We start from the raw sequence: 18,981 nt of genomic DNA on the forward strand, positions 1-18,981 counted from the left end.
CCTCAGAGCCGCTGGGCCGACTTCGAGCCGCGGCGGGCGGCGGCGCGCTGCCAGCCGATGATCGCCATGCCGACGAAGCCGAGCGCGAAGCCGGACAGCGCCGTCTGCACCCACAGCCCCGGACTCGTGAAGAAGAGCACCACCAGCGCGACAGCCCAGATCGAGGTGCCTACGATCACCACCGGCGTCAGGTCGGTCAGCTTCTTGGGCAGCTCCGGCGTGTGCCGCAACGAGCCCGTAACCTCCGGTGGATTGATCGGTTCACTCACGAGGTGCAGGGTACTCCGCAGCAGCGAGAGAATGGGCAGGCGAATGGCGGAGCAGGAGACGACCCGCGAGGGGACGTCCACACTGGACCGGTTCTTCAAGATCACCGAGCGGGGTTCGACGGTGCCGCGCGAGCTGCGCGGCGGCTTGGTCACCTTCGTCACGATGGCCTACATCGTGGTGCTGAACCCGCTCATCATCGGCAGCTTCTCGGCCGACGACGCGGGCGCGCACAAGGACCTCCTCGGCGGCATCCTGCCCGTCTCGCAGGTGGCCGCGGTGACCGCGCTCGTCGCCGGCGTGATGACGATCCTGATGGGCCTGGTCGCGAACTACCCGTTCGCCATCGCGACCGGACTCGGCATCAACAGCCTGGTCGCGGTCACCATCGCCCCGCAGATGACCTGGCCCGAGGCGATGGGCCTGGTGGTCATCGAGGGCGTGATCATCGTCCTGCTCGTGCTCACCGGGTTCCGCACCGCGGTGTTCAAGGCCGTGCCGGCCGCGCTGAAGTCCGCGATCGCCGTCGGCATCGGCGTGTTCATCTGCCTGATCGGCCTGGTCGACGCCGGGTTCGTGCGCCGGCTGCCGGACGCCGCGCACACCACCGTCCCGGTCGGCCTTGGCATCAACGGCTCGATCGCCTCCTGGCCGACCGCGGTGTTCGTCGTCGGCCTGCTGCTCACCGGCATCCTCGTGGTGCGGAAGGTCAAGGGCGCGATCCTCATCGGCGTGCTGGCGTCGACGGTGCTGGCCATCGTCGTCGAGGCGATCGTCAAGGCCGGGCCGTCGCAGGGCACGAACCCGAAGGGCTGGAACCTCGGCTACCCGGCGCTGCCGGACCAGGTGCTCGGCCTGCCCAACCTCTCGCTGGTCGGCGACGTCTCCTTCGGCGCCTGGACGCGGCTGCCGATCATCACCGTCTGCCTGCTGGTGTTCACCCTGGTGCTCGCCGACTTCTTCGACGCCATGGGCACCATGACCGGCCTCGCGAAGGAAGCCGACCTGCTGCCGAAGGACGGCCAGCTGCCCAACGTCGGCAAGGCGCTGTTCGTCGAGGGCCTCGCGGGCGCGGCGGGCGGGTTCGGCTCGGCCAGCTCGAACACGGTGTTCGTCGAGTCGGCGTCCGGCATCGCGGAGGGCGCGCGGACCGGCCTGGCCAACGTCGTCACCGGCGTGCTGTTCATCGCCGCCATGTTCCTGACCCCGCTCTACCAGGTCGTGCCGGTCGAAGCGGCCGCGCCGGCGCTGGTCGTGGTCGGCGCGATGCTGATGGCGCAGGTGCGCGACATCGACTTCACCGACTACTCGATCGCGCTGCCCGCGTTCCTGACCATCGTCGTCATGCCGTTCACGTACTCGATCGCGAACGGCATCGGCGCCGGCTTCGTCAGCTACGTCGTGATCCGCGCGGCCACCGGCAAGGCCCGCCAGGTGCACCCCCTCATGTGGGTGATCGCGCTGGCCTTCGTGGCGTACTTCGCGGTCGGGCCGATCCAGGCCGCGTTCAGTTCCTGATCTTCAGCGCTTCGTCGAAGACGCCCCGGTCGCGCTCGAAGTCGGCGGCCGGGGCGTCGAACCGGACGGTCACCAAGGCTTCGCCGGCGCCGAGGCCGACCACCGTCACCCGCCGCGGCGTGCCGTCGCGGTCGTAGGTGAAGTTCCATTCCGCGGCGTCGAAGTCGGCGATCGGGGCGTGCCCGGCGACCGTGCCACCCTGCCGTCCGGCGACCGCCTTGAGCCCGCTCAGCGCGTCTTCCTGCGTGATCGGCACCCGGTCGGTCTCGAGCAGGAGCTCACCCCGGCGGTAGCTCGCCCGCTCTCCGTCGCGGTTCACGGCCCAGTCCGCCGGCACCGGGATCTCGATCGCCTGGCCGGGACCGTCCGCGAGCCGGTAGACCTCCAGCCCGCCGGAGACGATCGAGGGTGCGGGCGATGGCGGCGGGGCGGCCGCCGGGGCTGCGTCCGGGCCGCTGCTCAGGAACTGCGCCGCCACGATCGCCAGTACCGCCGCGCCGACCACGGCCGAGCCCACCAGCTTCTTGTTCATCCGACCCCCCGGGGTTTCCCTCGTGAGGACGCGTGACCGTGTTCCAGGTTGCCGCTTGACGGAGATCACCCGTGCGGCCGAAGTTTCGTAAGGTATGCTAACTATATGTCCGGCGACACGCACGAACGCTCTTTGGCGAGCCGTCTGCGTCTCGCGGTGGTCCGGCTCAACCGCCGGCTGCGGGCACAGCGCGTCGGGGACGACCTCACGCTCACGCAGGTCGCCGCGCTGTCCACCTTGCACAAGTGTGGCGCGCTGACCCCGGGGCAGCTCGCCGCGAAGGAAGGCGTCCAGCCGCCCTCGATGACGAGGGTGATCGCCGCGCTCGAAGAGATGAAGTTCGTCGAGCGGCGCCCGCACCCGACCGATGGCAGGCAAGCCATCGTCGAGCTGTCCGAGAGCGGACTCGCCTACGTGCGGCGGGCCATCTCGGTGCGAGAAGCGTGGCTGGACCGGCAATTGGCGGAACTCGGCGACGAAGAGCGCGAAGTGCTCTCCAAAGCCGCCGAAATCATCGACAGGATGGCGGGGAACTAACCACGGTGACGGCCACGGGTAGCGAAACGAAGCGTTCCACCGAGACCACTGCTACCCGGGACACGGCGCCACCGCCGTCCGCTTCGCCACCGTCCCCGTCCAAGCGCGGCAGCATGTTCGCCTCGCTGCGGGTCCGCAACTACCGGCTGTTCTTCACCGGCCAGGTCATCTCGAACATCGGCACCTGGATGCAGCGCATCGCCCAGGACTGGCTGGTGTTCACCCTCAGCGGCAACAACCCGATCGCCCTCGGCATGGCCGTCGCGCTGCAGTTCGCGCCGACGCTGTTTCTCTCGCTGTGGGCCGGCGTCCTCGCCGACCGCGTCGACAAGCGGCGGCTGCTCACCTGGATCCAAGTCGCCGCGTGCGCGCAGGCCGTCGTCCTCGGGGTGCTCGACATCAGCGGGATCGTCGCGCTGTGGCAGGTCTACGTCCTGTGCTTCACGCTCGGCATCACGGCGTCGCTCGAAGTGCCGACGCGGCAGTCGTTCGTCGCCGAGATGGTGGGCCGCGACCAGATCGCGAACGCCGTCGCGCTCAACTCGTCGATCTTCAACATGGCGCGGATCGTCGGCCCGGCCATCGCCGGCTTCGCGATCACCTGGATCGGCACCGGCTGGCTGTTCATCGCGAACGCGGTCAGCACGGTCGCGGTGATCATCGGCCTGGTCCTGATGAACCCGGACAAGCTGTTCCGCGTCGCGGCGGTGCCGCGCGAGAAGGGACAGCTCGTCGAAGGCCTCCGGTACGTCCGGCGGCGCTCCGACCTGATGACCGTGATGGTGCTGGTGCTGTTCGTCAGCACGTTCGGCATCACGTACTTCAGCTCGCTGCCGATCGTCGCCGCGAACGTGTTCCACACGGCCGCCGACGGCTACGGCCTCCTTTCCACGCTGGTCGCGGTCGGCACGTTCACCGGCGCGGTGATGTCCGCCCGGCGCGGCACCAAGGGACGGCCGCGGGTGCGGCTGATGCTGGTGTCGGCCTTCTTCCTGGGCGTGTTCGAACTGCTCACGGCGTTCATGCCGACGTACCTGACGTTCGGCCTCGGCCTGATCCCGCTCGGCTTCGCGACGATGACGTTCCTCAACACGGCGAACGCGCTGGTGCAGACATCGGTCAGCCCGGAGATGCGGGGCCGGGTGATGGGTCTGTACGTGCTGGTCCTGATCGGCGGCAACCCGATCGGCGGACCGATGGTCGGCTGGATGGCGGACGCCTTCGGCGGGCGGTCTCCCTTCTACATCGGCGGCGCGGTTTCGGCGCTGGCCGCGGTCGTGTGCGCGGTGGTGCTGATCCGGCGGGGTGGCGTTTCGTGGCCGGTGCAGCGGGGGTTCGGGCTTCGAGTTTTGAAGCGGTCGAAGGTCTAGCTGCCGCGCAAGCGCGGTAGCAGGGACTCGGCCCAGGCTCGCAGTTCTTCGTCGGACTTCCTCGGGGACGGCCACGCGAGCCGCACCTGTTGTGGTGAGTCGTCGGTGAGCTGGATCGTCACCGATGGGTTCTCCACCTCGGCGGGCCGGCCGCCGATCGTGTCCGGGAGCGACTCCGTGAGCCTCTCCTTGCTCGATGCCTGGACCTGGAATTCCTCGTCCGCCCGGTGTTCGCAGCGGCCGTCGTGCTTCGGGACGAACTCCTCGAGCGGGCGCCCGGTGGATTGCGCGAGCGCGGAGCACAGCTGCCAGGCGATCAGCGGCGTCGGCGCGTCGACGATGCCGGTGCCCGGGGCCGGGCCCGCCTCGCGGACCGGGATCGCGTCACCGGTGCCGTCCGTCGGCAGTGCCGGCCCCGGTGTGGTGATGGCGCCGACGATGCGCTCCCCGATGTCGCGGACGAGGTTCGCCAGGTCCCGGGGTGTCCGGTCCCGGACGTCCTGCTCCAGCGAAACCTCCAGCACGGGCTTGGCCCAGTTCGGCGCACGCTGCCCGAGGAGCCGGACGACCACCGTCGAGTGCTTGCCGTAGGTCGACGAGGAGAGCGTGGCTTCGCGGCCGTCGATCGACGTCTGCACCACCGGGCCGGGCGGGACGATCAGCTTGCCGTCGCTGAGCTCGGCCTTGAGCCGGAGGGTGGTGGTGACGACGGTGCAGCCGAAGACCACCGACACCTCGTGCCGGACCGGGCCGCCCAGCAGCCTCGCCCAGGTGGGTTCGGGCTGCGCCGAACAGAGCACGTGGCCCGACGTGTAGTCCGGCAGTGCCGCGGCCAGCTCGCCGGTGGGCATCGGCGCCTCCCGGACCGGGTGCGCGCCCGGTTCCGGCCACGGGCTCGGCAGTTCCTTCGGTGGTTCGGGCAGCGCGACGGGCTTGGCGAAGGTGTGTATGACCAGCCAGGCCGCGCCGCCGTGCACGGCCAAGAAGGCCAGCACGGCGACGACGATCAGCGCCGCGGTGCGGTTGGAGTTCCCCCTTGTGTTCACGCTGTGACCGTATCGACACGCACCGACAAAAACCGGGGGTTTCCGCGGGAAGGGTCACTCGAACGAGTGAGATCCGAGTCTCCTCGACCGGCCTCTTGTTCGGGAGGTGAGGTTAGGCTAACCTCATGCATGTCCGCTTCGTGGTGGGAGCGGCAGTCAGTTCGGGAACGGACGGAGCCCCGGCCCTGGGAACCCCAGGCCGGGGCTTCGTTCACGTCACGGCAGTGTCGGGCTGAGCGTCCCGCTCGTCAAGGGGCTCCCACCCGGCGGAGTGGGCAGGCGCTTCAGCGGGAGCCCGAAGTAGACGCGGTAGGCCGCCCGGATCGCGGCTTCGGTCGGCAGCAGGACCTCGTTCCGGACCCCGTCGACGGTCTCGATCAGCTTGTCGCCCGACAGCGTCACGCGGCCCTGGGACGTCGGGCGGGAACAGGTCAGCGAGCGCGTGAAGTGCGACTCGGGGGACGTCGACTGCCACCACGCCATCGGGACGAAGTCGGCCAGCGGGCGCGGGCGGCGCTCCAGCCGGTACTGCGGCTTTCCGTCCAGCAGCACGTCGACGTCGCCGTCCGGGGTGTCCAGCAGCAGGAACTCGCCGTCCGGGTCGCGCTGGGCGTCCACACCGGACAGGCGCAGCGGGTGCCGCGCGAAGCGGCCGAAACCGACGTCCACCAGCCAGGGTTCGTCGAGTTCGACGACGATCGCCGCGTGGTCCAGCGGCGGGCCGAGGGTGCCGTCGGCGTGGAAGACCTGCGCCGCGTGCAGGGTCGCGGAGAAGCCGAGTTCACGCAGCAACGCCGCGAAGAGGCCGTTCAGTTCGTAGCAGAACCCGCCCCGCCGGCGTCGCACGATCTTCGCGAACAGGGCCGCTTCGGTCAGCTCGACGGGCTCGCCGAGGTGGATGCTCAGGTTTTCGAACGGGACCGTGCTCAGGTGGCGCTCCTGCAGGTGGCGCAGGGTCGCGAGGTCGGCCGCGGCGGGCCGCCGCACCCCCAGCCGGTCCAGATACGCGTCGACGTCCATGCACCAAGCCAAACACCTGGACCGCACTCGAGGTCAAGCGATTTCACCCGCCGACGAAAAAACGGGGCCCTCCCGTGCAGGAGGACCCCGTTCCCGGACGAGCTCAGCCGAGCAGCAGGCCGTTGCCGCCGGCGACGGCGTTGTCGAAGCGCTTGGAGATCTCCGCCCAGTTGTAGATGTTCCACAGGGCCTCGACGTACTTCGGCTTCACGTTCTTGTAGTCCAGGTAGAACGCGTGCTCCCAGACGTCGACCAGCAGGATCGGGACGGTCGGCAGCACCAGGTTGTTGTGGTGGTCGCGCAGCTGCTGGGTGATCAGCGTCTTGCCGATCGGGTCCCAGGAGAGCGCGGCCCAGCCGTTGCCCTGGATCGTCGTCGCGACGGCGGTGAACTGCGCCTTGAACTTGTCGAAGGAGCCGAACGCCTCGTCGATCGCGGCGGCGAGCTCACCGGTCGGCTTGTCGCCGCCTTCCGGCGACAGGATCTTCCACCACACGACGTGGTTCGCGTGCCCGGCGAGGTGGAACGCGAGCGTCGTCTGCAGGCCGACGATGTCGCCGAAGTTGCCGGCGTCACGGGCTTCCGCGATCTTGTCGAGCGTGTCGTTCGCGCCCTTGACGTAGGTCGCGTGGTGCTTGCTGTGGTGCAGCTCGTTGATCTCGCCGGAGATGTGCGGCGCGAGGGCGCTGTAGTCGTAGTCGAGATCGGGGAGCTCGTAGCGGGCCATTGGCCCTCCTTCTGTCTTCGACACAAGTTTCCGGTATCGAACCTAGTAGCACACGCCTCTCCGCGGCGAGCGGGGGCGCGTCGTGGTCACCGCGTGGGATGACCGGCTCGTGAATGGCGTACCCGAGGGGCCGCCACCCGAAACCGAGCCTGCTACCTGGACTTAACTGGAGGTCAACGAGCTGTGACGACGATCATGCGGCCCCGGGTGCGGCAGCATCGACGGCCGCGGTCCGGGCTCAGGCGGTGCGGTATTCGTCGAGCCGGGTGGCCAGTTCGTCGAACACCGCGACGTTGCACTCGAACGCCACCAGCGTCTCGCCGATCACCCGCGCCCGCTCGGCTTCGTCCCACGGTGCGCTGTCCAGCTTCGCGCGGTACTGGTCGCGGAAGCGGGGAGCGCTGCCGATGCCGTCGAAGTGGTAGAAGAGCGTGCCCGCCTCGGCGACGTCGTACTGACGCTCCAGCAGCCGGCGGATCGCCTGGCCGCCCGCGATGTCGCCCAGGTAGCGCGTGTAGTGGTGGGCCACGTAGCCGCCGGCCCACGAAGACGCTTCGCGCACCCGTGCCACGTACTCCCGCGTCGAAGCCAGCGGCGTGATCGTCGTGCGCCAGTCCGGGCCGACCAGGTGGGCCAGGTCGCGCTCCAGGCTGGGGAGCCGGCGCAGCTCGTCGAAGACGAACTCGCCCCCGACCGGGTGATCCGCCATCGCGTCGCTCGCCGCTTCGATGGCGCCGTAGATGAAGTAGTACTGGATCGCCAGCTGGGTGTAGCCCTCCTGGGACAGCTCGCCGCCGAGCAGGGCGCGCATGTACGTCGAGTAGTTCGCCTTCTCGTGCACCTCGAGCGTCGACGCGCGCAGCGTCGCCGAGAACGGGCGGGCGTCCGTGGTCACCGACATGGGCAGGCCTCCCGGCGATCGATCTGACACGCTGTCAGAAAGATCGTAGGGCACAATCCCGGCTTAGGCGACCCTAAATCGACGCGCCGACCGCCCGGAGCACGAACCGCACCGAGGCTTCAATGACGTCTCCCAGCTGCTCGGGCGGGCCGTCGACCAGGGTGCGGTTGCCCAGGGCCGCGGTGATCATCGGGATCAGCACGTCCGGGTCCTCGGCCGGCCAGCGCCCCAGGTCGACGCCGCCGAGGAGGATGGCGCGCAGCCGGTCGGTGATCGGGTCCGCGTGCGCGCTGATCCGCCGGTACGCCGCCGGCGCCAGCGCCGACGCGAGCGCCGTGCCCGGCGGCATGTGGTACTCCGCCAGCACCCGCAGCTGCAGCCGGACGAACGTGGCCAGCTGGTCGGCCGGATCGGCCTGGGCCTCGACGGCTTCGGTCAGCTTCGTGACGTACTGGGCGGCCTCGTCCTCGACGAAGGCGACCAGCAGGCTCTCCTTGTCGGGGAAGTGGTTGTACAGCGCCGTCCGGCCCACGCCGGCCGCGGCGGCCACCCCGGCGAGCGTGATCGCGTCGAAGCCGCGTTCGTAGAGCTGCGCGCGCAGGACGTCGAAGACCCGCGTCCGGACCTCGCGCCGGTGGGCCTCGAGCGACGCACCGAGAATCTTCGGCATCGGCTCAGGTTAGCGGTCAATCACTCAACGTCCAGGTGTGCACCGGCTCGCCCGACTCCGACAGCTCCAGGTAGCGGCCCAGCATCAGGCTCAGCGCCGCCTCCCGGTCCAGCCCGCGTTCCTGCGCGCGCAGGACGTAGTCGCGCTGCCAGGTCGCCCCGGTCCGCCGCGCGAGGCAGCGGCGTTCGATGATCCCGAGGTAGCGCTCGCGGGCTTCGTCGGAGACGTCGGAGCGGCGCAGGCCCTCGTGGGCGAGCGGCAGCAGCACGCGCAGCGCCAGCTCGTCCGGCGGGATCCAGCCGATGCCCGGCCAGTACAGCTGCGCGTCGAACCCGCGGCGCGCGCCCGCGTACAGGTTTTCCTCCGCGGCCTGGAAGGACATCTGGCTCCACACCGGGCGTTCCGCCTCGGCGAGCGCGCGCTGGGCGCCGTAGAAGAAGGCCGCGTTCGCCACGGTGTCGACGACCGTCGGCCCGGCGGGCAGGACGCGGTTTTCGATGCGCAGGTGCGGCAGGCCGTCGACGACGTCGTACACCGGGCGGTTCCAGCGCCAGATGGTGCCGTTGTGCATGCGCAGCTCGGTCAGCTTCGGCGCCTGGCCCGCGTCGAGTGCCTCGATCGGGTCCTCGGCGTCGGTTTCCGGAAGCAGGCCGGGGAAGTAGCGGACGTTCTCCTCGAACAGGTCGAAGATCGACGTGATCCAGCGCTCGCCGAACCACACGCGCGGCCGGACGCCCTGGTTCTTCAGCTCTTCCGGCCGGGTGTCGGTCGCCTGCAGGAACAGCGGGATGCGCGTTTCGTGCCACAGCGCCTTGCCCAGCAGGAACGGCGAGTTGGACGCCAGCGCGATCTGCAGCCCGGCCAGGCACTGCGCCGCGTTCCAGTGCGCCGCGAACTCCTCGGGCGCGACCTGGAGGTGCAGCTGCACGCTGGTGCACGCGGCCTCGGGCAGGATCGATTCGGCGTAGCTGCGCAACCGCTCCGGCTGCTGGCCGGGCAGCGGCGCGCCCTCCATCGCGAGCACCGTGCGTTCGCCGCGCGCGGCGAAGATCTGGTCGTTCAGCGTGGAGTACCGGGTCTTGTTGGTGAGCCACTTCTGGTCGAAGTGCTCGTGCTTCAACGTCGGCAGGATGCCGATCATGGCCAGCGCCGACCCGGTGTCGCGCGCCTTGGAGGCCGCGGTGGCGAGGTACGCGCGGAGGTCGTCTTCGAGCTGCAGGGCCGAATCGCCGGCCAGCGGCCGCGGCGGCACGTTCAGCTCGATGTTGTGCTGGCCCAGCTCGGTGGTGAACGACGGGTCGTCCAGCGCCTCCAGCACGGCGGTGTTCGTCATCGACGGGCGCAGCTCGCGGTCGACCAGGTTCAGCTCGACCTCGAGACCGATGTTCTTGCGGGGGAACGAAAAGCTGCCGTCGGTGAGCATGCGGGCCAACGTGTCCAGGCAGCGCTGCACCTTGCGGCGGTACCTCCCGCGGTCCAGCGTGGTGAACGATCGAGCCGCGAGGTCCATCCCCATGACCATCCCTGCTTTGCGTCGGCGTGGAACTAGGACGTGTTTCAGGTCCTGGCGGACAACCGTTACACAGGCGATGCACCCGTGCTAGCGGCCAAACTGGTGCTCTCCGTCACGAGGGGTTAACCGAAAGCAAAATGGACCCGTTCGCAGCACCGGGGTGTCGACGTTCGGACCAGTCGGGTGCCCGGCAAGCGGGTGACACACTGGGCGGATGGGCGTGATCCACATCCACGATCGGGACGACCCGCGGGTCGACGATTTCCGCGAGCTGTCCACAGCGGACCGGCGCCCGGACCGGCCTGGTGGACGGGGGTTCGTCATCGCTGAAGGCACCGTCGTGGTGTCCCGGCTGCTGGCGTCCCGCTACCCGGTGCGGGCGCTGCTCGGGGTCGAACGGCGGTTCGCCGAACTGGCGGCCGAACTCGAAGGAATCGAGGCGCCGCAGTACGTCGCGTCCGCGGAGACGATGGCCGACGTGGTCGGGTTCCACCTCAACCGCGGGATCCTCGCCGTCGCCGACCGGCCGGCGCCGCTCACGGTTTCCGAAGTCGTCGACGGTGCCGCCACGATCGCCGTGCTGGAAGGCGTCGGCGACCACGAAAACCTCGGCTCGCTCTTCCGGAACGCGGCCGCGCTCGGCGTCGGCGGGGTGCTGCTCGGGCCCGGTTGTTCCGACCCGCTGTACCGGCGCAGCGTGCGCGTCTCGATGGGACACGTGCTGCGCGTGCCGTTCGGGCACCTCGAGGACTGGCCGGGCGGGCTCGACGACCTGCGGGCGCGCGGGTTCGCCGTCGCGGCGTTCACCCCGCGGCCGGGGTCGGTTTCCCTGCGTGAACTGCGCGCGCACGCGCCCGGTCGGGTGGCGTTGCTCTTCGGTGCCGAGGGTCCCGGGCTGACCGAAGCGGCGCTGGCTGCGGCTGATCACGCGGTCCGGATACCCATGCCGGCCGGAGTCGATTCACTGAACATCGCGACCGCTGCCGCCGTTGCCTTCTACGAACTGGCTCCGGGTGGCTAAAGTGATCCCCCAGTCTGGCGAAAGGACACCATGGAGCTGCGGATCCGCGGCGAGCGCGCCGTGCTGGCCGGCCCCGGCGGGGAGCACGCGCGCGAGGTGGACCCGCACAAGCTCGCGATCGGCGCCGACCTGGCGCAGGCCCTGCACGAGTGGGCCCGCGTCGCGGCCGCCGTCTCGGCCGATTCCGGTGCCGAAGCGAGCGCGGTCGTTTCGCAGCGCGGCCGCCAGCTGGCGGGCCGGCTCGCGTCGGTGATGGGCACGACCGTCCGGTTCGTGGACCCGGTGACGGGTGCGGACACGGTCGTCGAGCCGCCGCCGCGCGAACCCGAACCCGGCCACCGGTTCGTCCGCGCCGTGCTGGGCCCGCCGGGACCGCCCGGCGAACCGACCCCGTGGCCGACCGGCCTGACGGTGTCGGCGTTCATCGCGGCCGTGGTCGTCGTGGCGATGCTGGCGCTGGCTTCGACGCTGGCGCGGGAGACCAGCGGGTGGCTGGCGCTGGTGGCGTCGGTCGTCGTGACGGGCGGGATCACGCCGTCGCTGTGGCTGGTGCGGCGCACGCCGATCCTGCGGTGGGCCGCGTACGGCGCCGCGGGCGGTGTGGTGATCGCGTGGATCGGCGTGCTGGTGATCGCCTTCGGCGGTGCCTGATGGGCGAGCCGCTGGACGAGCTGCGGAAGGTGTGCCTGGCCCTGCCGGAGGCGACCGAGCGGCTCAGCCACGGGGCGCCCGCCTGGTTCGTGCGCGGCAAGAAGACCTTCGTGATGTTCGCCGACGACCACCACGGCGACGGCAGGCTCGCGTTCTGGTGCCCGGCGCCGCCCGGGGTGCAGGAGGAGCTGGTGCGCGGAGAGCCCGAGCGCTTCTTCCGGCCGGCTTACGTCGGGCACCGCGGGTGGCTGGGCGTGCGGCTGGACGTCGACGTCGACTGGGCCGAGGTCGGCCGGATCGTGCGCGAGGCGTACCGGCAGGTGGCGCCGAAGACGCTCGCGGCGCGGGTGGACTAGCCGCGCTGCGAGCGGACCCCGAGGAGCACGTCCTCCCAGGACGGCACGATCGGGTGATTCTTCTTGGCCTTCGGCCGCGGCTGCTCGGCGGTGTCTTCTTCCGGGTCCGCCGGCACGCGCGGGATCTCGCGGGTGTCGTCGTCCGGGTCCGGCTCGGCCGACGGCAGTTCGGCGCGCTCCGGCGCCACCGAGTCCAGCGTCGGCTGGAACTCCGTTTCGCGGGCCGGGGCCAAGGCACGGACCGTCCGGGGCGGGCGGTAGGCGTTCGGGTCCAGCAGGACCTCGGCGTTCTCGTCGAGCGCCGTGACCGTGCCGCCGTGCGCGCCGGGGGAGAACGCCCAGTGCGCGCGGTTGTCCGACCGGCCGGCCTTCCACTGGAGCACGACGACCCAGCGGCCGTCGTCGCCCTTCCACGAGTCCCAGGTGGCCTGCGAGTAGTCGTGCCCGCGCACGCCGAAGCCGTACGCGACGACCTCGCCGAGCGTCTGCACGTCGGGGCCGTCTTCACGGACGGGGTGCGCGCTCTGCGCGAGCTCGGCGGTGCGCGACCGCTCGAGCAGGACGGGGTAGGCGTAGCGCTCGACGCGCTGTGTGCTGACACCGGCGCTCGCGGCGACTTGCTCGACGGACTCGCCGGCGCGGATGCGCTGCTGGATCTCGCGTGGCCGCATCTGGCTCTCCAACTCGATTTCGATCTGGCCGAGGCGGGTGATGTCCCCCCGCGCCGCCGCACGCAGTCGCTCATCAGCCGGGAGCAGGAAGCGAGTGCGGCTCGCCGGGTCTTCGAGCACGATGGACTTGCCGTCCTCGTGCAGCCCGACCACTCGCAGCGCCCGCATTGTTCTCGCCTCCCCGATCTCTTCTTCACCGTTGTGGGTGCCCACGTTAGAACGGCGCGTCGACTTGACGTGCGAGGCGCGCCGAGTCCGTGCCGAACTGCCCACTGTTCATTTCGCGACGCTCGCATCATGGGTCACCCAGGTCAGGGGTTGCTGTGTGACACGCCGGACACGGTCAGTCACGATCGAGTGGATCAAGCCGGCGTGGATCGGCGGCAGCCGGATGCGGGGGCTGGGGCGGCTCGCGGGATGTCATGAACGGGTCGTTCAGCGCGCCGGACGTCATGAACGGGTCGTTCATGACAGCAGGCGCGCCGCCGCGGGGGTCTGGTCGGTCGACTGGGCCCCGCCGCTGGCTGGACCCGCCGGGGGCGGTGGCGGCTCGCTGGATGTCATGAACGGGTCGTTCAGCGCGTCGGACGTCATGAACGACTCGTTCATGACGTCCGAGCCGGCCGGCCGCTCAGCCTCCACCACTCACGAGGGCGGCAACCGGACCGTCACCGTGAGGCCGCCGCGCCGGCCGGGCTGGGCCTCCGCGAAGCCCGCGTGGGCCTGGGCCACCGAGCGGACGATCGACAACCCCAGTCCCGCGTTGCGCGTGTCGCCCGTTCGCTCCGACCCCACCCGGCGGAACGGCTCGAACAACGCCGGCACGGCGTCGGGCGGCACCACCGGACCCGAGTTGCGCACCTCCAGGGCCGGGTCGCCGCGGACCTCGACGTACACCCAGCCGCCCGAGGCGTTGTACGTGATCGCGTTGACCACCAGGTTCGTCACCAGCCGCTCCAGCAGGACCGGGTCGCCCGCCACCACCCGGGGGCGCAGGCGCGTCTCCACCGTCACCCCCGCCGTCGACGCCTGGGCGGCCGTCGCCCGGACCACCGAAGCCACTACGGCGTCCAGCCGGACCGGTGCGCGCGCGTGCAGGCCGCGGTCGCTGCGGGCGAGGACCAGCAGGCCCTCGATCATCCGTTCGCTGCGCTCGTTCGTGTGGAGCAGGTGCGTGCCGAGCTTCCGCAGCTCCGGCGTCACCTCCGGGTCGGCCATCGCCACTTCGATCAGCGTCCGTTGCACGGCCAGCGGCGTCCGCAGCTCGTGCGACGCGTTCGCGACGAACCGCTTCTGGCTGTCGAACGACTCCGCGAGCCGGTCGAGCATGCCGTCGAACGTGTCCGCCAGCTCCTTCAGCTCGTCGGGCGGGCCCTCCAGGTTGATGCGGCGGTCGAGCTTGCCCGCCTCGAGCCGGCGCGCGGTCGAGGTGATGTCGTGCAGGGGCCGCAGCGCGCGCCCGGCCATCAGCCAGCCGAACAGCACCGCCAGCCCGGCCGTCGCCACCAGCGCGATCGCCGAGCCGACGAGCAACGTCGAGAGCGTCGAGGAGCGGTACTCGTCGAGTGAGCCGCTGAGCAGCCGCACGGCGACGCCTTCGGACGGCAGGGGCGTGCCGGCCGTGATGCCGTAGGTGGCGTCGGCCGAGCCGAGCGTCGTCGACGCGACCCGGGTCGGGTCCGGCAGCGTGCTCTGCACCAGCAGGTAGTTGATCACCACGAGCACCAGCCCGGCGAGCAGGAACAGCGCGCCGTACCAGGCGGTGAGCTTCGCGCGGACCGAAAAGCCGTTCACGGCGTGCCGAACCGGTAGCCGGCACCGGGCACGGTCTCGATCACCGGCGGGTCGCCGAGCTTGCGCCGCAACGTCATCACCGCGACGCGCACCGCGTTCGTGAACGGGTCCGCGTGCTCGTCCCACGCCTTGTCCAGCAGGTCCTCGGCGCTGACCACCGTGCCTTCCGCGCGCATCAGGACCTCGAGCACGGCGAACTCCTTCGGCGAGAGCAGCAGGAACCGGCCGTCGCGGGCGGCCTGGTGGCGCGGCAGGTCGAGGACGACGCCGCCGCGTTCCAGCACCGGCGGCAACGCGGGCCGCGCGCGCCGCGACAGCGCCTGGACCCGGGCGACCAGCTCGGCGAACGCGAACGGCTTCGTCAGGTAGTCGTCGGCGCCGAGGCCCAGCCCGGCCACCCGGTCGGTGACGTCGGCGGCCGCGGTCAGCATCAGCACCCGCGCCTCGCCGCCCGCACGGACCACCGCGGCGCAGACGTCGTCACCGTGCACCAGTGGCAGGTCGCGGTCGAGCACCACGACGTCGTAGCCGTGCACGCCGACCCGTTCCAGGGCCTGCGCGCCGTCGTAGCAGACGTCGACGGCCATCGAAAACCGCCGCAGCCCCTCCGCGACCGAGTCGGCCAAGAGCCGCTCGTCCTCCACCACCAGCACCCGCACCCGCCCAGTCTGCGCAGGCAGGCCATAAGGACCGCATAAGCGACGTCGCTTAGCGCGCCCGAATCCCCGGATCCGTAGACCTGGCACCCGACCGGAGAAGGAAGGAACGAGCCATGCGGACATGGATCGTCGTCGCGGCGCTCGGGGCGGCACTGCTGCTCGGGGGCTGCGGCGCCAAGGGAGACGACGGCGGCAAGGTCGCCTCGATTTCGACGCCGCCGAAGCCGGGCGGGCCCACCGCCGCCGACACCAGCGGAAAGAGCGACGAAGACAAGATGCGCGAGTTCGCCAAGTGCATGCGCGAGCACGGCGTCGACATGCCCGACCCCAAACCGGCCGGTGACGGCGGGGGCATGGCGATCACCCTGGGCGGGGACGGCGCCGACGCCTCGAAGATCGAAGCCGCGCAGAAGGCGTGCAAGCACCTCATGCCCAACGGCGGCGAGATGAAGCCGCCGAGCGCCGAGGAGCTCGACAAGATGCGCAAGGACGCCAAGTGCATGCGCGACCACGGCGTCGACATGCCCGACCCCGACCCGAGCGGCAAGGGGACGATGCGCGTCGGCGGCCCGGGCGACGACCCGAAGAAGTTCGAAGAGGCCGCGAAGGCGTGCGGCATGGGCATGAGCGTGAAGGCGGCGCCGGCGCGATGAGTCACGTGACCGAACTCAAGCCCCGCCGGCGCGGCCGGACCCGGTGGTTCGTCGCCGCCGCGGTCCTCGTCGTGGTGCTGGGCACCGGCTCCGTCGTGATCCTGACGCGGGTGTCGAGCGCGACGCCGGTGAAGGAAGCCGCGCCGCCGCCGGTGGAGACCGCCGAGGTCGTCAAAACCGACCTCAGCGAGGAAGAGGAAGCCGACGGCACGCTCGGCTACGGCGACGAGGACACCGTCCAGGGCCGCAAGCCCGGCACGATCACGTCGCTGCCCGCGGCCGGCGCCGAGATCACCCGCTGCCAGGCGGTGTACGGAGTGGACGCGAAGCCGGTGCCGCTGTTCTACGGCACGCTCCCGTTCTACCGCGACCTCGCCGCCGGCGCGGCCGACGGCGCCGACGTCAAGCAGCTGGAGGAGAACCTCAAGGCGTGCGGCTTCGGCGGGTTCGGCACACCGGACAAGAAGTTCACGTCGGCGACGGCGGCCGCGCTGAAGAAGTGGCAGAAGTCGCTCGGCTTGGAGCAGACCGGCGCGTTCGGCCAGGGCGACGTCGTGCTCGCGGCGGGTGAGGTCCGGGTGTCGTCGCTCGCCGCCAAGCCCGGTTCGCCGGCACAGGGCGAGGTGCTCAAGACGACCGGGACCGTCCGGTCGGTGCAGGTGAAGCTCGAGGCGGCCAAGCAGGACCTCGCGCAGCAGGGCGCGAAGGCGACCGTGACGATCAACGGGAAGCCGACGACGGGCACGATCACCGACGTCGGGCGCTCGGCGGTCGAGGGCAAGGACGCGGCGGGCAACAACGACGGCAAGCCGACGATCACCGTCACCGTCCGGCTCGACGACCCGGCTGCGGGCGGCCCCCTCGACTCCTCGCCGGCGAGCGTCCGGTTCACCAAGGACGTCCACCAGGGCGTGCTGGCGGTCCCGGTCGGCGCCCTGCTCGCGCTCGCCGAAGGCGGGTACGCGGTCGAGGTCGACGAAAACGGCAAGCGCCGGCTGGTGGCTGTCCGAACCGGACTGTTCAGCGGCGGCAAGGTCGAGGTCACCGGCGACGGCCTGACCGCGGGCATGCGGGTGGTGACGACGTCGTGACGCCCGTGCTGCGCGTGCACGAGGTCACGCGCACCTACCCCGGCGGCGTCGCCGCGCTCGACGGCGTCTCGCTTTCCCTGGAGGACGGCGAAATGGTCGCGATCGTCGGGCCGTCCGGGTCCGGCAAGTCGACGCTGCTGCACCTGATGGGCACGCTCGACCGGCCCTCGTCCGGGCGGATCGAGCTGCACGGCCACGACGTCGCCGCGCTGCCGGACCGCAAGGTCTCCGCGCTGCGGTCGCGCTGGATCGGGTTCGTGTTCCAGCAGTTCTTCCTCGACGAAGGGATGAGTGCGGTGGACAACGTGTGCACCGGCCTGCTCTACGCCGGGGTGCCGCGACGGCGGCGGCGCGACCGGGCGCTCGCCGCGCTCGACCGCGTCAAGCTGGGGCACCGGGCGTGGCACCGCCCCGGCGAGCTGTCCGGCGGGGAGCGCCAGCGCGTCGCGATCGCGCGGGCGGTGGTCAACGAGCCGTCGATCCTGCTGGCCGACGAGCCGACCGGCAACCTCGACACCGGCACCGGCGCGTCCGTGCTCGGGCTGCTCGGCGAGCTTTCGGCCGAGGGCACCACGATCGTCGTGATCACCCACGACCGCGAGATCGCGGCCGGCATGCCGCGCCGGATCGAGCTGCTCGACGGGCGGCTGCGGCTGGACACCGGTCTGGTGGGTGCGCGATGACCCTCGTGACGCTGCCGGAACCGGCCCGGCTCAAGCCGCCGGACGTCGTCGCGCTGGGCGCGCACGGCATGCGCACGCGGCCGGTGCGCGCGGTGCTCTCCGCGCTGGGCATCGCGATCGGCGTCGCGGCGATGGTCGCGGTGCTGGCGATCCCGGCGTCCGGCGCGCAGGCGCTGCACGACCGGCTGGCCGCGCTAGGCACCAACCTGCTGACGGCCGGGCCGGGGCAGACGTTGTTCGGGGCCGACGCGACCCTGCCGGACGACGCCGTCCCGATGGCGAAGCGGATCGGGCCGGTGCAGGCGGTCAGCGGCACCGGGACGACGTCGGCGAACGTGCGGCGCAGCGACAAGATCGCGCCGAACGACTCCTCCGGGCTGGCTGTGTACGCGGCGCGGCCGGACCTGCTGGGCGTGCTCGGCGGCAAGGTCCGGACCGGCAGGTTCCTGGCGGCGGGCGACCAGGACTACCCGGTGGTGGTGCTGGGTTCGCAGGCCGCGGCCCGGCTCGGCATCGACCACGCCGACCCGGCCCGCCCGCCGCAGGTGCTGATCGGGACGCAGTGGTTCACCGTGGCCGGGATCCTCGCGCCGATGCCCCTGGCGCCGGAGATCGAGCGGTCGGCGCTGGTCGGCTGGGACGTCGCGAAGCGGCTGCTCGGCTTCGACGGCCACCCGTCCACGGTGTACGCCCGCGCCGAGGAGTCCCAAGTGGACAGTGTGCGGTCGGTGCTGGCCGCGACGCTGAACCCGCAGGCGCCCAACGAGGTCGAGGTGCGCCGCCCGTCGGATGCGCTCGCCGCGCAGAAGCTGACGGACACGACGTACAGCGCGCTGTTCCTCGGGCTCGGCGGGGTCGCGCTGCTCGTCGGCGGGGTCGGGGTGGCGAACACGATGGTGATCTCGGTGCTGGAACGACGGCGCGAGATCGGCCTCCGCCGCGCGCTCGGCGCGACGAAGCGGCAGGTCCGCGGCCAGTTCCTGGCCGAGTCGGTGCTGCTGTCCGGGCTGGGCGGGCTCGCGGGGGTGCTGGCCGGGGTGCTGGTGACCGCGGGGTACGCGCTGAGCCAGGGGTGGCCGGCGGTGCTGCCGGCCGGGGCGCTGGCCGGCGGGGTGGGGGTCGCGGCTCTGGTGGGGGCGGTCGCGGGCGCCTACCCGGCGATGCGGGCGGCCAGGCTCCCGCCCACGCAGGCGCTGGCCTGACCCGGCGGGTGCGGTGAACGACTCGTTCATGTCGCCGGACGACATGAACGAGTCGTTCACGGCGTCGGGTGGGGGCGGCTGGGGCGGGGGCCGGGCGAT

General features: G+C 71.3%; 21 protein-coding genes. 10 read left to right on the plus strand and 11 right to left on the minus strand.

Annotated features, from left to right (window positions below; all coding sequences use genetic code 11):
• Positions 1–2: 2 nt before the first annotated feature.
• Positions 3–230, minus strand: coding sequence for a DUF2530 domain-containing protein (locus ACLJQM_RS08220; RefSeq protein WP_247025488.1), 228 nt, complete (start codon positions 228–230; stop codon positions 3–5).
• Positions 231–312: 82 nt separating this feature from the next.
• Here ACLJQM_RS08220 and ACLJQM_RS08225 point away from each other — a divergent pair, with 82 nt between their 5' ends.
• The gene (locus ACLJQM_RS08225; protein WP_247025489.1) at positions 313–1,785 is read left to right on the plus strand and encodes an NCS2 family permease; all 1,473 of its coding nucleotides are present in this window, start codon (positions 313–315) and stop codon (positions 1,783–1,785) included.
• Here the strand turns inward: ACLJQM_RS08225 and ACLJQM_RS08230 are convergent.
• Entirely contained in the window at positions 1,775–2,317 is a 543-nt protein-coding gene (locus ACLJQM_RS08230; RefSeq protein ID WP_360779961.1) for a hypothetical protein, read from the minus strand. The genes ACLJQM_RS08225 and ACLJQM_RS08230 overlap by 11 nt on opposite strands.
• Positions 2,318–2,422: 105 nt before the next feature.
• On the opposite strand from ACLJQM_RS08230, the gene ACLJQM_RS08235 reads away from it, so the two are divergent.
• The gene (locus ACLJQM_RS08235) at positions 2,423–2,854 is read left to right on the plus strand and encodes a MarR family winged helix-turn-helix transcriptional regulator (protein ID WP_247017945.1); all 432 of its coding nucleotides are present in this window, start codon (positions 2,423–2,425) and stop codon (positions 2,852–2,854) included.
• A 113-nt stretch (positions 2,855–2,967) separates the two neighbouring features.
• Entirely contained in the window at positions 2,968–4,224 is a 1,257-nt protein-coding gene (locus ACLJQM_RS08240) for an MFS transporter (protein ID WP_247017946.1), read from the plus strand.
• Here the strand turns inward: ACLJQM_RS08240 and ACLJQM_RS08245 are convergent.
• From ACLJQM_RS08245 to ACLJQM_RS08270, 6 genes are all read right to left on the minus strand, one after another.
• Positions 4,221–5,270 carry a hypothetical protein gene (locus tag ACLJQM_RS08245; RefSeq protein WP_410630620.1) on the minus strand — a complete coding sequence of 350 codons (1,050 nt, stop codon included), beginning with the start codon at positions 5,268–5,270 and terminating at the stop codon, positions 4,221–4,223. The two genes, ACLJQM_RS08240 and ACLJQM_RS08245, sit on opposite strands and share 4 nt — an antisense overlap.
• A 216-nt stretch (positions 5,271–5,486) precedes the next feature.
• Complete coding sequence (locus ACLJQM_RS08250) at positions 5,487–6,290, minus strand: arylamine N-acetyltransferase family protein (RefSeq protein WP_410630622.1); 804 nt, start codon at positions 6,288–6,290, stop codon at positions 5,487–5,489.
• Between the two features lie 103 nt (positions 6,291–6,393).
• The gene (locus tag ACLJQM_RS08255) at positions 6,394–7,017 is read right to left on the minus strand and encodes a superoxide dismutase (protein ID WP_247017949.1); all 624 of its coding nucleotides are present in this window, start codon (positions 7,015–7,017) and stop codon (positions 6,394–6,396) included.
• A gap of 238 nt (positions 7,018–7,255) precedes the next feature.
• The gene (locus ACLJQM_RS08260) at positions 7,256–7,918 is read right to left on the minus strand and encodes a heme oxygenase (biliverdin-producing) (RefSeq protein WP_410630623.1); all 663 of its coding nucleotides are present in this window, start codon (positions 7,916–7,918) and stop codon (positions 7,256–7,258) included.
• A 73-nt stretch (positions 7,919–7,991) separates the two neighbouring features.
• Complete coding sequence (locus ACLJQM_RS08265; RefSeq protein WP_410630625.1) at positions 7,992–8,588, minus strand: TetR/AcrR family transcriptional regulator; 597 nt, start codon at positions 8,586–8,588, stop codon at positions 7,992–7,994.
• Between the two features lie 16 nt (positions 8,589–8,604).
• A complete protein-coding gene (locus tag ACLJQM_RS08270) occupies positions 8,605–10,104 on the minus strand; it encodes a glutamate-cysteine ligase family protein (protein WP_247017954.1) in 1,500 nt (499 codons plus the stop codon).
• Positions 10,105–10,315: 211 nt separating this feature from the next.
• Here ACLJQM_RS08270 and ACLJQM_RS08275 point away from each other — a divergent pair, with 211 nt between their 5' ends.
• From ACLJQM_RS08275 to ACLJQM_RS08285, 3 genes are read left to right on the plus strand one after another with little or no spacing between them, the layout of a single operon-like run.
• A complete protein-coding gene (locus ACLJQM_RS08275) occupies positions 10,316–11,122 on the plus strand; it encodes a TrmH family RNA methyltransferase (RefSeq protein ID WP_247017955.1) in 807 nt (268 codons plus the stop codon).
• A 30-nt stretch (positions 11,123–11,152) separates the two neighbouring features.
• On the plus strand, positions 11,153–11,773 hold the full coding sequence (locus ACLJQM_RS08280) for a DUF2537 domain-containing protein (protein ID WP_360779938.1): 621 nt from the start codon (positions 11,153–11,155) through the stop codon (positions 11,771–11,773).
• On the plus strand, positions 11,773–12,129 hold the full coding sequence (locus ACLJQM_RS08285; RefSeq protein WP_410630626.1) for an MmcQ/YjbR family DNA-binding protein: 357 nt from the start codon (positions 11,773–11,775) through the stop codon (positions 12,127–12,129). Before ACLJQM_RS08280 ends, ACLJQM_RS08285 begins: the two co-directional genes overlap by 1 nt.
• Here the strand turns inward: ACLJQM_RS08285 and sepH are convergent.
• From sepH to ACLJQM_RS08300, 3 genes are all read right to left on the minus strand, one after another.
• Positions 12,126–12,968, minus strand: coding sequence for a septation protein SepH (gene sepH / locus ACLJQM_RS08290; protein WP_247017958.1), 843 nt, complete (start codon positions 12,966–12,968; stop codon positions 12,126–12,128). The two genes, ACLJQM_RS08285 and sepH, sit on opposite strands and share 4 nt — an antisense overlap.
• Positions 12,969–13,445: 477 nt before the next feature.
• A complete protein-coding gene (locus ACLJQM_RS08295) occupies positions 13,446–14,594 on the minus strand; it encodes a sensor histidine kinase (RefSeq protein WP_410630627.1) in 1,149 nt (382 codons plus the stop codon).
• The gene (locus tag ACLJQM_RS08300) at positions 14,591–15,253 is read right to left on the minus strand and encodes a response regulator transcription factor (protein ID WP_247017961.1); all 663 of its coding nucleotides are present in this window, start codon (positions 15,251–15,253) and stop codon (positions 14,591–14,593) included. Before ACLJQM_RS08300 ends, ACLJQM_RS08295 begins: the two co-directional genes overlap by 4 nt.
• A gap of 113 nt (positions 15,254–15,366) precedes the next feature.
• Here ACLJQM_RS08300 and ACLJQM_RS08305 point away from each other — a divergent pair, with 113 nt between their 5' ends.
• Genes ACLJQM_RS08305 through ACLJQM_RS08320 form a run of 4 tightly spaced genes read left to right on the plus strand, consistent with a single transcriptional unit; the run spans position 15,367 to position 18,882 of the window.
• Positions 15,367–15,906: a hypothetical protein gene (locus ACLJQM_RS08305; RefSeq protein WP_410630629.1), complete on the plus strand. Its 540-nt coding sequence runs from the start codon at positions 15,367–15,369 to the stop codon at positions 15,904–15,906.
• A complete protein-coding gene (locus ACLJQM_RS08310; RefSeq protein WP_410630630.1) occupies positions 15,903–16,997 on the plus strand; it encodes a peptidoglycan-binding protein in 1,095 nt (364 codons plus the stop codon). Before ACLJQM_RS08305 ends, ACLJQM_RS08310 begins: the two co-directional genes overlap by 4 nt.
• The gene (locus ACLJQM_RS08315; protein WP_247017966.1) at positions 16,994–17,680 is read left to right on the plus strand and encodes an ABC transporter ATP-binding protein; all 687 of its coding nucleotides are present in this window, start codon (positions 16,994–16,996) and stop codon (positions 17,678–17,680) included. The genes ACLJQM_RS08310 and ACLJQM_RS08315 overlap by 4 nt, the downstream gene beginning before the upstream one ends.
• A complete protein-coding gene (locus tag ACLJQM_RS08320; RefSeq protein ID WP_410630631.1) occupies positions 17,677–18,882 on the plus strand; it encodes an ABC transporter permease in 1,206 nt (401 codons plus the stop codon). The genes ACLJQM_RS08315 and ACLJQM_RS08320 overlap by 4 nt, the downstream gene beginning before the upstream one ends.
• Positions 18,883–18,981: the final 99 nt, after the last annotated feature.

This window comes from Amycolatopsis sp. cmx-4-83 (assembly GCF_046548815.1).
Lineage (GTDB): Bacteria > Actinomycetota > Actinomycetes > Mycobacteriales > Pseudonocardiaceae > Amycolatopsis > Amycolatopsis pretoriensis_A.